The organism is Sphaerotilus uruguayifluvii (genome assembly GCF_013294065.1).
In the GTDB taxonomy this organism is placed as follows: Bacteria; Pseudomonadota; Gammaproteobacteria; order Burkholderiales; family Burkholderiaceae_C; genus Sphaerotilus; species Sphaerotilus uruguayifluvii.
On record NZ_JABSNM010000022.1, the window covers coordinates 23,961 to 36,849 of the forward strand.

Consider the following 12,889-nt stretch of genomic DNA (forward strand, 5'->3'; position numbering starts at 1 on the left):
CCACAACCGCCGCAGACTCTGGGAATCAGCTGTCTGCTTGACGGGGGAGCTTACGGTATGCAAGGCCTGACTTCGTACCTCAAGAAGTCTGTCAACCGCTTCGATTCCGACATCTCGTCGTGCGGAACCAGCAGGTAGTGCCACGACTTGCTACCAACCGAGGCTGCGTGATCGGACGCATGCTTGCACCAGCGCACCGCAGCCGCCGCCTTGGCCTGCACCTCTTGGGTGTCGATGTCGGTGCGGGCCTTGGTCTCCACCATGAAGATCTTGTTGTCGATCTCAGCCACGAAGTCGGGGATGTACTCCGGCTGCTCAGTGCCCAGTTTGTAGTAGATCTGGAACTGTCCCTTGGCAGGCTTGAACCACTTCAGCGCGTCACGCTCGAGGATGACGGCAAAGCGGCGCTCGGTGTCCGAGTCGAACTTCTGCAGCGGGTACAGGCAGCGCGCGAAGCCGCCAAACAGCATCTGCTTGATCTTGCCCAGGTCGGTCACCGTCTCGCGGTAGTGGTGCGCGGTCTGACCGGCCACGGCCGTGTAGTTGCAGGGCTTGAGCTCGGTGAAGCCGCGGCTGACCTGCACTTCGTACTCGGTCGCCTCTTCCCAGAAGTGGGCCATCATCTCGGCGCGGATCAGTCGGGCCAGCTCGGCACCGTAGGTGTCGAACACCTCGTGCAGTTCAGCCTCCGAGTAGTTCTGCGCCTTGTAATGCGCCACCGCCTGCCCAGCCAGGTCGTACAGCAGCTCTGATTGGGTGAAGTAGTCGATGTCGTCGAAGTCGATCAGCTTCTTGACGATGTAGTCCTCGAAGCGCTGCTCCTTCACCCCGGCCTCGCGGCTCATGGTGAACTGTTCGTTCGTACGCAGCTCCTGACCCACGATCTCGCGCTGACCCGGTTGGAAGTTGGGCAAAGTGCCCAGCTTGAATGGATGGAAGCCTGTCGTCACCTCGCCCGTGGGCACCACCGCGATGCGGGGGATGTCGATGGTCTGCTGGACCACGATTTCGGTGGTCTTCGCCACCACGGCGGACAGGTCCAGCACGGGGGCGCTGTTATCAGCACCTTCGAGCAGATTGCCCTGGGTCGGCTTCAGCCGCTCGGTCACCTCGGCCAGGATGGCCGCCCGCACCTCGGGCTTGAGCAGCGCGTTGCTGGTAGGCACCAGGTCGCGCTTGACCTCGTACTTTCCGATCACGTCCATCACCACCCGGGCCGCCTGCCGCTCACCTTCCGTGGCGAAGACGGGAGCTGGCGCGGCAGGCGTCAGTGTAGCGCCGGTGTTCGCTGGCGCAGGGGCGATGGTCGGTGGCACCGTGAGGCCCAGACGTGTCATCGCGCCAGACCCGACCTGAACGCTGACCTTCTTGTCCTCTGCGCTTGGCGCTTCCAGGAAAAACTCTTTCAGGCGGATCGGAGAGTCGCCACGGTTCGCCTCGTCGATGATCTCTTGGAACTTGTCGTGGGCAACGATGTTCAGGCGGTCCACCGCCGAAACGCCCGTACGCTTGCCATAGGGCAGACGAAGACCACGGCCAATCGACTGCTCGATCAGGGTGCGTGCGTTCGCGGCTCGCAGCGGCACGATGGTGTACAGGTTGGTGACGTCCCAGCCTTCCTTGAGCATGTTGACGTGGATGACGATCTCGGTCGGCTCATCCACGCTCTCCACGGCCAGGAGCTTGGTGATCATCTCCTCCTCTTCCGCGCCCGTACGGCTGGAGTCCACCTGGATCACCTTGCCCTGGTAGCGGCCATCGAAAAGCTTGGATTCGATCGTTTCCTTCAGCTGCGACGCGTGCGTGGTGTCCCTGGCGATCACCAGCATGAAGGGCTTCACCACCTTCACCCCGTTCTCGCGGGCGTAGGTCAGCAGGTCGACCTTGGTGCTTTCGTGCAGGCGAACACCGTCTTCCAGCTTGATCCGCTCAATCTCTTCAGGAGTGTGCGCCTTGGCGTTGAAGTTGCGCTGGGTGACGGCGGCCGGTTCCTTGACGAAGCCGTCTTCCATCGCGCGCGCAAGGGAGTACTCCATCACCACGTTCTTGAACGCCACGGGGCCCTTGGTCGACTCGACAAACGGCGTGGCCGTGACCTCCAGGCCGAACAGCGGCTTCAGCTCGTTGATGGAACGCACGCCCGCGCTGGCGCGGTAGCGGTGCGACTCGTCCATGAGCAGCACCAGGTCCGGCAGGTTGGCCAGGTGGTTGAAGTAGCTGTCACCCAGCACTTCGCGCATCCGCTTGATGCGCGGTTCCTTGCCGCCACGTACCTCGGAGTTGATCTTCGAGATGTTGAAGATGTTGATGCGCACGTCGTGGGCAAAGCCAGCCGTCTGATCTTGCACCACCGCACCGGTCTGGTCGTAGTTGTCGCCCGTGATGATCAGGGGCGGCTGCTGCGCGAACTCCGCGATGCCCTTGAACACATACTTGGGCGTGTTGCGGGTGAAGTCGGCAATCAGCTTGTTGTAGATGGTCAGGTTGGGCGCCAGCACAAAGAAGTTGTTGATGCCGTGCGCCAGGTGCAGGTAGGCGATGAACGCCCCCATCAGCCGCGTCTTACCAACGCCCGTGGCCAGCGAGAAGCAAAGCGATGGGAACTCGCGCTCAAAGTCTTCCAGCGTGGGGAACTCCCCCTTGAGCGTCGCCAGGATGGACGCGACATCTTGGTCATGGCCCAACAGGCTGGGCGCAGCCTCCAGCGCCCGAACCAGTCTGCCTAGCGACTCCGACTGCGGTGGACGCAGCGAAAGGCGGCCCGTCACCGCGTTCTGTACCCGTGCATTCATGCTTCGTTCTCCCCGAACAGGCCGCTCTGCGCTTCGTTGGCGCTGGCCGTCTTCTTTGTTTTTCGAGTGACTGGGCTGGAGGCAACTGCTGGCTCGTCTTCCTGCGCCATGGGCAGGTTGGCCACGTTGAGGCTGTAGTCGTCATGCCCCCACTCGCAGCGGGCCAGCACCATCTTCGGAATCTTCTTCAGCGTCAGATTCGGCCAGCGAGCGGAGGCTTGCGCGGCCGTGATGCCGTGGAAGGCTGCGCAGCACACCAGCAGGCTCTTGTCACTGCCGACCTCATCAGACAGCGCTTGCAGTTGCTCTGCGGACAGATTTTGGGTTGTGACGTAGATAAAGTCCCGCTCGCTGGAATGCCCGTGTTGCCACCAGTACAGCTCCGATGGGGCGTAGGTGAAGCCTTCCAGCTTGGAGAGCGCTTCGGCTAACTGAGCAGCGTTGTACTCAGGGTTGATGACCGGGTTACCCCAGCGATCATTGATGATCAGGCTTGGGGCAAGACGGGAGTAACGAAATCCGCCCCCTCCCTTCCACCCCATCACCGAGCTGACTCCGCGTGAATCCACCCCGTCAATCACGTTACGCATTCGAGGCAAAACATGCGTGTGGCAATGCTCGCCCAATTCCACCATGATCCAGCGGCGCCCCATCTTGTGCGCAGTTGCGCCAGTTGTTCCAGATCCCGCGAATGAGTCCAGAACCCAGTCTCCGGGCTCGGTTGACATATCAATGATCCGACGGAGCAGCTGTTCAGGCTTCTTGCTTCGTGGGAAATCGACCCCACCCTCACTAGCGATATCTGCCTTTGGAATCTCTGAATGCGTCCATACGTTAGTTATGCTTGATGACTTGGTGATTTGACCATCAGACAGTTCTGCAGTGTCTTTTAACCATGCGAACAACTCTGCGTTGAAGTAGTAGAGAGTTGTTAGCTTGCCCTCGTGCTTGCCACGGCTTGGCGTGTAGTCGACCGTGTACAGATGACTCTTATCCATCAAGGAAACCAAGTCCCTTTGGAATTGGTTTTCCTTTTGTATCTGATTGGTTCGGAAGAGTGCATCAAAGTTGTCGGCAAACTCCGACCTGATTTGCTCTTCGCGCTCTTCAAATTTTGCGAGCGAGATGGTTTTTATTTCAAAACCGGTGTGCTTGAAAACCTTGACAAGCTCGCCGTTTGACTTTGATTCGAACTCCCTGACCAGCGTACGTTCTCCGGCATTGACCAGAGCTTTGTTGTATCTCTTCATCGTTTTGCCATCAAGCAACTCGTGGGATAGAACCCGCCTTTGAGGCAACTTGTTCTTCTTGTAGAGGAGAATACTCTCGCCGGTGCTAACAATAAAGCCGCCCAACCCCAGACCGGCAGCGCCAGATCGTTCGTATGTAATGTGAGAGATGAAATTCTGCCGCCCAAAGATCTCATCAAGAATTACCTTGCAGTAATGAACCTCATTGTCATCAAGTTGGATCCAGAACAATCCTTCGTCTGACAGCAAGCGGTGCAGAATAACAAGTCGATCGCGCATGAGTGAAAGCCAGAGCGAATGCTCTAGGCCGTCATCGTAGTGCTCAAAGGCCTGCCCTGTGTTGAAGGGGGGGTCAATATAAATACACTTTATTCTCCCGTGAAACTCCTGCTCGAGCGCCTTTAGGGCGAGCAGGTTGTCACCGAAGATCAGTCGATTATCGAAAATGTCGCCATCGGTCACGCGACGCTTGGCGTGATACGACTTCCCTGGATCTTCGAGCAGGATACGCGGCTCCAGCTTGGGCCGCTTTTCCTTTCCGATCCAGGTGAGTTCTAGTTTTTGCTTCGAATTGCTCATTAGTGGTACTTTCCGGAACGGTTGTTGAAGGCAGGCTTGGTGCCTTCAAGCACAGTAACTACCGCGGTATTCAGCATCGGATTTTCCAGGGATCCAGCGATGTAGTTGATGACACAGCCTGCGGCACGGTCGAAGGACGCGTGGATGATCTGTTCTGCGTCACACACCACGGCCAAGTTCGGGTTGTGGGTGACCATGATGATCTGGCGCTTCTTCTTGGCTTCGGACAGGACTGGCACCAAGAGCCGGAACACGGTCTCGTTGTCCAGGTTTTCCTCTGGCTGATCCAAGATGATGGGCGTCTTGCCATTGTCCACCAGCAGATAGAAGATAAGCAGCAGCGCGCCGCGCTGCCCGGGAGACAACTGCTCAATCTGCGTGTCCTGGAAGAGCAGCGAATACCGTGGTTCGAGAAAATCGAGTCCGAAGATCAGGTCGTAGACCGAAACGGCTGTTTGACCCTTCTTTAGGAGACTGGTGATGCCAACCTCGGTGCCAGAACTCTTGGCCGCCTGCACAAGCGTTTCATGCAAGGCCGTCGCGAAAGCCAGGGCACCTTCTTTGGTGTTCAGGTCCTGGCTGTCAAACAGCTTCTTGACGGTCAACAACGCCTCGTCCTGGCCACGCAGCGCACCTGATGTCTGTTTGATCAAGGCGAAGAGGCGCTCCGCGATGGCTTCGGCCGAAGCGGCCAGGGTCGCCTGGAACTGGAGACGATAGTCCTCGCGGATCAGGTCATTCGCTTTGATCAAGTCCTGCACCGGCTTGAAGAGCTCTTCTCGCGCCTTTCGCTGCGCATCCAAGGAGTCGAAGATTTCGGCTGTCAGCTGAAGTCGCTGTGCTTGCAGTTCCAAACGCTTGCCGGGCAACTCCTTGATCTGAGCCAGGCGAGTTTCCAAGCCCGTCTTGGTGTCCGGATCCGTCGGCGTACCGGTCAAGGCCTCAAGCTTCTTGGTCCACTCAGTGAGCTGCTGCTGGTAGGTTTCGAACTGCTGTTGACGTGCGTTGAGCTTGGTCGCGTGCGCCTTCTTCTCTTGCTCAAGGGCCTCGAGGGTGCCGGTCAAGGCGGCCGCCTCGGTTTGCAAAGCTGACTGCTGCTCACCAAAGGCCGCAGACCGCTCGTCGATCAGGCTGGTCTTGATCTCCAACTTCGCCACGTCAGCCCAGCTCAGACCCGCAAGCTGCAGGTCTGCCGCAACCTGCTGCTGAGCTTGGTCGTAGGCGCGTTGCAGCAAGCGCAGTTGCTCCCGAGCGTTGGCGATCGCCTTTTGCTTCCTGGCGATTGATGTCAGGTCCGCCTGGATCTGCTGCGTGCGCTTGGTGGATTCTTCAATCTTCTGAGCCGTTGCTGCGAGTGCTTCTGCGGCCTGCTTCTGCTCGGGCTCCATCGTCTCCGGTGGCGGTGCAACCTCGGCCGGCTTGATCTTCTGGTGCTCTTCGATTTCGCGTGTCTTGACCAACAACTGGTCCGTCAACTTCTTCTCTTCGATTGGCTGAAGCTGATCTTCAATGCGAGCGATGTCGCCGTTGAGGGTCTTGAGATCCTTGCGGAACTCTCCCAGCCGATTTCTCAGTGCCTGTTCCTGCTGTTCCGTGAGCTGATCAAAATCGAGAGCACCAAGACGCATCTCCTCGCTGGTGTGCGAAAAGATGACGGCCCTCAACTCCTGTTCAAAGGCGTCTGACTTGCCAGAGACGTGATCGTTGCAGAGCTCTTCGAAGTAGTTCTGAGGGATGTATCTGACCAGTTCCTGTTTTTCGTCCGTGGGAAGGGCGTCCAGCGTCCTCGCCTCGGTACTCTCGTCTCGCCACGACAGGGTGCCAGTGAAATGACGTGCGGGATCGCCGCTCTTGCCCAAGAAGCGGTCACGCTTCAGGAAGCTGAAGTGTTTGGCTTGCCGGGAGTGGCCGAGCGTGGCGATGACATCCGCCAGTGCGCTCTTGCCGCTGCCCTTGTTGCCGATGATGGCAACAAGGTCCGGATTGAGCAGGAGGTCGCAGCCGTTCAGCCAGTTGCCGATGCCAGCCTTGGTACCTGTCTTGGCAATTTCGATCGACTCGATGAAGTGAGTCTTGCTGGTCTCCACGGCTTGGAGCTTGGGAGGCTTGACGCCAATGTATGACCGCTTCGCAGGCTCCAGGATGGCCTGCTTGAGACCCTGGAAGGTGGGATCGGCCTTGATCCAAGTCTTCTTGTCGGAGGGGAAGTCCCCGTAGCCACGCTTGTTGTTGTCGCCGGCAACGCCGACGAAGCAATGCGCGTCGCTGCCAGACACGGCAAGACGCGGGACCGTTTTCAACGCACTGAAGAAGTTGTCAAAGAACTTTGCGTTGCCACCGGTCCTCACACCCGCGAAAGCCGCATGCAAGTCGACGCTGCGCGATTCGAAGATGGGGGAGCTCTGGAAGAGTCCCATGGCGTAGGCGTAGTGCTCATGCCACTTCACTTCCGCCAGGCCATCGTTGGTGTCAAAGGGCATGAACCCGATGGCCTGTCCCTGCTTGACCATGGCGATCGCAGTCCGGTACGACTCGGGGTTCAGTTCCGCGATGGTCGCGCCAGCGAGCAAGGCCTTCTCCTCTGACGCGTCCACGTCTGCCTTGTCGAATCCGTGAGTCTTCAGCTTGTCGGCGCCAGCCTCGCGGGCGAGCTGGACCAAGGCCGCGTCTGACAATGGGCGGTTTACCAGCTCGACCTTGAGTGCCTGCTTGAAGTCGAGCAGATCCTGATCCTCGATCTCATCAGAGAACAGAACGTGCGCGTTGAGCCGGCCCTTCATCGGAGCGGCCATTCGGAGCTCAATACCTGGGAAGACCTTCTTGTGAAGTGCTGGAGCTCCGGCCTCTTTGAGCCGTGCCTTTAGTGCAAGCCAGCCATCGAAGGTCCAGTAGTCCATGATGGCAAAGACTGCAGGCTCTGCCTTGTTCAGCGCCTCGATCATTTGATCGATGAGGGCACGCCGCTCGTCGGCATCTGCACAGTCCCTGAACTTTTTCCCCAGCCAGTGAAATGACGCTGGCGTGTGGATGTGCAGATCCCACTGGCGCCAGACCGACCCTCTGGCGGTCTCCCTTTTTGACATTAGATGAGCTCCCATTGAATACAAAACAGAGGCTGCTCGTTGACTTGTTGTTTGAGCTGACCCTCTAGCTGGCTGATGATGTCGTTGCGCTGGGCTTCGATTTCATCTTGCTTGTTGAAGAGTTCGCGCCGCAGCTTGGTGCGCATACTTTCGAGTTCACGTTGCTTTTTCTGCCACGATAACTTCTCTTCGAGCGTAGGCGCACTGGCTGCGGTGCGCCTAACCTCTTTGATTTGCCGATCGATTTCTTTGATCTCTTGCTCGATGCCCAACTTCAGGTCGTCGGCCCAGGCGTCCAGCTTCTGAACTTCTTGCTCAAAGTAGCCAAGGTTGCGCTGGTTGATCTCGCGCAGGAGGGCTTTCCTCCTGCCCAGCTGATCCTCGGAAAGCGCAGAGGGTGGTCCGTCGACGTCGGCTGGCCCCGAATGTTTCGCGGGCAGACGCAAAATCTTCGATGGATCATCTTCAGGTAAGGGCAAACCGTCTGCTGTGACTGCTGCGACGATGATCTGCTCTTCCAGATTGCCTAAGGCCTCCACCGACACACGGCTGACAGTGAGCCATCCAGACCTTCCGCGGTAGTTCTTCAACGTACTGATCTGGGTGCCGTAGGCGCCGTAGTTGAACAGGAGCTTGACAGTCGGCAACTCTCGAGACTTGGCTTGCCCGGCAACCCACTCTGCAAGTGGATGGCCTACACGGTACAGGTGTGCCGCACCCGAGCGCCGTGGCAGCTCGTAACGCCCCAGTTCGATGCCTGAAAGCTCGCGTGCGGGAAGCTCTCGCAGCACAAAGCCGTCGTCATCGAAATCAGCGCACCCCGCCAGTTCCGCCCGAGTCAGATCGAGCAGCATGCGCTCGTATTTGCCACGAGCCGCGCGGCTTGCCTCGGCGCTCATGCGCAGCTTGTCCTGCACCTCTTCATCGAAGTTCTCGAGCAGGATCTGCCGCGTCTTGACCATGGCTTCAGTGATCTCGCCGGACAGGTCGCGCTGCAGCTGCTCGAAGCTGGCCTTGATCTCTTCCGGATCTCGGCAGTTCTGGTAGATCTCCGCGATGCGGCGCTCAAAATCCACGCCCGAGCCGATGGCGCCCAGCACCTCGTCGCTGGCACCAAACACGCCTTCGAAGAGTTGGAACTTCTGGTCCAGCAGTTCGTAGACGCGGGCATCGGCTTCGTTGCTGCGGTCGACGAAGTTGACCACCACCACGTCAAACTTCTGCCCGTATCGATGACAGCGGCCGATGCGCTGTTCGATGCGTTGGGGGTTCCACGGGAGATCAAAATTGATGACCAGCGAGCAGAACTGGAGGTTGATGCCCTCGGCGCCGGCCTCGGTGGCGATCATTACCGTGCCGCGTTCCTTGAAGTGCTCGACCAGGGCTGCCCGGGTGTCCGCCGTGCGAGAACCCGTGATCCTGTCGGTACCCTGATGGCGCTTCAGCCAGTCGGCGTAGACAGCTTGCGCACGGGCGTCGCTGTTGGTGCCATTGAAGAGCACGATGCCCTCGCCGTACGGAGTCTTCTCCAGCAGGGCCAGCAGGTATTCCTGGGTCCGCTTGGACTCTGTGAAGATGATGGCCTTCTTGGCTGCGCCCAGTCGCCCCAGTTCGGCAAAGGCCTTGTCCAACGCCGTCAGCAGGGCCGTGCCTTTGGCGTTCTCACGGATGTTGGTGGCCAGTGTCTTGAAGTGACGCAGCTCGGCAATTTCTTGCGCCACGGCATCCCGTTGGTCTGCGGATGCAGACGTGTCACTGCCTGAGCGTTCATCCCATTCGTCGGCCGTTTCGTCGAGTGACTCGTAGTCCTCGTCGAGCACTTCCGTCAGGTTCGGCACATCGGGCGAAGCCTCCAGTTCGCCCTCCAGGCGCTTGGCCATGGTTTCGAGTGCGCCCGCGATGGCGTGCGTGGATGACGCCAGCAGCTTCCAGAGCACGAGCGAGATCAGCTGCCGCTGCCCCTCGGGCAGCGCCTTGAGGTTGGGCCGACGAAGGTAGTCGGCCACCAGGTTGGACAGCTCGCGTTCTTCGGTCGACGGGGTGAATTCCTCCACCATGGCGCGACGTGCCGTGTAAGGCACGTACTGCTGCACTTGCCGGCGCAGCGTTCGCTTGCACACCGATGCCAGGCGAGTGCGGAGCGCGGCGAAGGCCTGTTCGCGCGGCTGAGCGGTGAACTGCGAGCGGAAGCTGTCGATGTCGCCGAACACCCGATCGTCAATCATGCTGACCAGCCCATACAGCTCGAGCAGCGAGTTCTGCAGCGGCGTGGCCGTCAGCAGCACCTTGGAGTGGACGTGGGCCAGCGCCTCCTTTAGCGTCTTGGCGATGACGTTGCTGGTCTTGTAGACATTGCGCAGGCGATGCGCTTCATCCAGCACCACCAGATCCCATTCGACCGCCTTGATGTCTTTGGCTTTGGCCTTGGCGAACTGGTACGAGCAGATGACAGGGCCAGTTGCCCCCTGGAAGGGATTACGGCGGCCTTGTCTGCGCAGGGCGTTGTAGCTCTTGGCCTCCAGCAGAACACCTTGCAGGTTGAACTTGTCCAGCAGCTCCTGGTGCCACTGTTTGCGGAGGTTGGCGGGGACGATGATCAGGATGCGGCGGCGACGCTCAGCCCAGCGCTGGGAGATGACCAGCCCAGCTTCGATCGTCTTACCCAGTCCCACCTCGTCCGCTAGGATGACCCCGCGCGATAGCGGATTGGCACAGGCGAACAGCGCTGCTTCCACCTGGTGGGGATTGAGATCGACTTGGGAGTCCACCAGGGTGGTCGCCAGCGACTCGACCGAGTCGCCAGCCTGTCGCCGCGTGAGGAGCCAAGCGTAGTAGAGACGTTGGTGTTCTGTCAGTAAGTTTTCCATCAGCAGCGGGGGCAGATCTTTATGTCCGCCGTAGGTATCAACTCTCGTGCTTTGCCCGAGCTTCCGGAGTCGGGAAGATCACGAATCTTTGCATAGCTGATCACCTCGATCAGGAGAAAAAAGGAAAAAGTGTGCAGCGTGAATGGAAAATTACCACCAGATTGGAAAACAGGAAGAGGGAGCGAGTGTCAAACAACACTCACAGACGACTCTGTTGGACAAACCCGCCCGAAACCGCAATGACCCCAATCGCAGGTCAGGGCGGCCCCGACACGGTCTGCGCCCGGCCGATCTGACCGAAGCGGTTGGGCAAGAACGCGCACATGTAACTCCACCACCTAGAGCGTGTTATGAACTTCCCGCCGCCAGCACCGCTGCAGCCTTGGGGAGCATGAGGATGGCGAAGACGACGAAGTGCAAGCTGGCCAGCACCTGAGGCAAGCGCTCGAAATCACGGCTGAGCCGGCGAAAGCGCGACAGCCAGCCGAAACTGCGCTCGACCACCCAGCGTCGTGGCAGCAGGACAACCCCCTTCCTCGCCTCGGGCAGTTTGACGATCTGCAGGTCGATCTCGCTGGCCTGGGCGTCCTGCCTGGCCTGCTCGCCGGTGTAGCCCTGGTCCGCCCACGCCAGCTTGACCGTCTCGCCGGTGGCCTCCTGCACCGCCTCGCACAGCGCCTTGGCCTGCGCGCGCTCCTGCTCGTCGGCGGAGGTGACCGTCAGCGCGATCAACTGCCCCAGCGTGTCGACGGCCATGTGCACCTTGCTGCCACGCCGTCTCTTGTAGCCGTCGTAGCCCGCCCGCACACCACTTTCGCAACTGCTCTGCAGCGTGCGTCCGTCCAGAACGACCGCGCTGGGCTGGCCCCGGCGGCCTTCGCTGACCCGAATGATCGAGCGCATGTCGTTGAGCATCGCCTCGAAGCAGCCCGCCTCGTCCCAGCGCCGGAACTGCTGGTACACCATCTGCCAGGGCGGCAGGTCGTGCGGCAGCAGCCGCCACGGCGCACCGGCCCGCGCAAGCCAGCGCAGCGCGTTGAACACCTCCCCCAGGTCGTGCCGGCGCTGCGGTGCATTCACATCCATCAGCGTCAGGTACGGCGCCACGAAATGCCATTCCTCTTCGCTGACGTCGCTCGGGTAGGGTTTGCAGGTCACGGATTCAGATCCTCAGTGGCGCCAGATGGCTTGCGGGAAGTTCATAACACGCTCTAGGGATGCTCTGCACAAGTCGCCGCACGGCGTGCATGAGCGCTGAAATCGAGTCCCTCTGATGCCCAACGCGCCAGAAACGAGCCTCGCCAGCAGCCTTCGAGGCCGCTTTGCCCGTTTCCGGACGCACTCATGCCCACGCTCCCTGGATTCGCCGCTTGGCGATCCACAGATTGGCCAGCGTGAACAGCGTGTGCAACTGCGCCGTGTTCTTGGCCAGCCCGCGGTAGCGCACCTTCACATGGCCGAACTGGCGCTTGATGACCCGGAACGGGTGTTCGACCTTGGCCCGGATACGGGCCTTGATGCGCTCGATGTCGTCGGCCAGCGCCTGGACCGGGTCGCTGCGATCGAGGGCTTTGCGTTGGCCCGGCCGCATCGCTATGTGCCAGCTCACGCCGGCTCGGGCGTCGGGCCGTTTGCCCGCGCCCTGGTATCCCGCGTCGGCGTAGACATCGGTCTCTTGTCCATGCAGCAGCGCGTTGGCTTCGACCACGTCGTGGACGCTACCGGCCGTGCCGCGCACGGTATGCACCAGCCCGCTGTCGGCATCCACGGCAATGTGCGCCTTCATGCCGAAGTACCACTGCTGGCCCTTGCGGCTCTGCTTCATCTCGGGATCTCGCTCCCCCGAGGCGTTCTTGGTCGAGCTGGGCGCAGCGATCAGCGTGGCATCCACCACCGTCCCGCTCCGAAGCAGCAGGCCCCGGGCCGTCAGCAAATCGTTGACGGTGCGAAGCACCTGCTCACCCAGCTTGTGCTTCTCCAGCACGTGACGGATCCTCAGGATGGTTGACTCGTCGGGCAGTCGCTCATCCCAGCCGCCCAGGCCGGCGAACTCCCGGAACAGCGGCACGTCGTGCAGCGCATCCTCCATCGCCGGATCCGACAGGTTGAACCACTGCTGCATGAAGTGGATGCGCAGCATCGCCTCCACCGGAAACGGCGGACGCCCGCGCCGGCCTTCGGGCAGGTACGGCGCCACCAACGACACCAACTCCGTCCACGGCACCACGCGCTCCATCTCGCAGAGGAACTCCCGACGTCGCGTTCGCTTGCTCGACTGACCCAGACCCAGGCTTTGCTGCTTCATGGCTGCGATCGTC

Annotated in this window: 6 protein-coding genes; all 6 read right to left on the bottom strand. The window is 60.2% G+C overall.

What is annotated here, in order from left to right; genetic code table 11:
* Nucleotides 1–50: 50 nt before the first annotated feature.
* Nucleotides 51–2,792 (bottom strand): DEAD/DEAH box helicase family protein, encoded by a 2,742-nt coding sequence (locus HNQ01_RS18905; protein WP_173807055.1) that lies wholly within the window; start codon nucleotides 2,790–2,792, stop codon nucleotides 51–53.
* The gene (locus HNQ01_RS18910; protein ID WP_173807056.1) at nucleotides 2,789–4,621 is read right to left on the bottom strand and encodes a site-specific DNA-methyltransferase; all 1,833 of its coding nucleotides are present in this window, start codon (nucleotides 4,619–4,621) and stop codon (nucleotides 2,789–2,791) included. Before HNQ01_RS18910 ends, HNQ01_RS18905 begins: the two co-directional genes overlap by 4 nt.
* Nucleotides 4,621–7,704 (bottom strand): TrlF family AAA-like ATPase, encoded by a 3,084-nt coding sequence (locus HNQ01_RS18915; protein ID WP_173807057.1) that lies wholly within the window; start codon nucleotides 7,702–7,704, stop codon nucleotides 4,621–4,623. Before HNQ01_RS18915 ends, HNQ01_RS18910 begins: the two co-directional genes overlap by 1 nt.
* Nucleotides 7,704–10,571 (bottom strand): SNF2-related protein, encoded by a 2,868-nt coding sequence (locus HNQ01_RS18920; RefSeq protein WP_173807058.1) that lies wholly within the window; start codon nucleotides 10,569–10,571, stop codon nucleotides 7,704–7,706. Before HNQ01_RS18920 ends, HNQ01_RS18915 begins: the two co-directional genes overlap by 1 nt.
* A gap of 348 nt (nucleotides 10,572–10,919) precedes the next feature.
* Nucleotides 10,920–11,729: an IS5 family transposase gene (locus HNQ01_RS18925; protein ID WP_173807059.1), complete on the bottom strand. Its 810-nt coding sequence runs from the start codon at nucleotides 11,727–11,729 to the stop codon at nucleotides 10,920–10,922.
* A gap of 184 nt (nucleotides 11,730–11,913) precedes the next feature.
* Complete coding sequence (locus tag HNQ01_RS18930; protein ID WP_173807060.1) at nucleotides 11,914–12,876, bottom strand: IS5 family transposase; 963 nt, start codon at nucleotides 12,874–12,876, stop codon at nucleotides 11,914–11,916.
* Nucleotides 12,877–12,889: the final 13 nt, after the last annotated feature.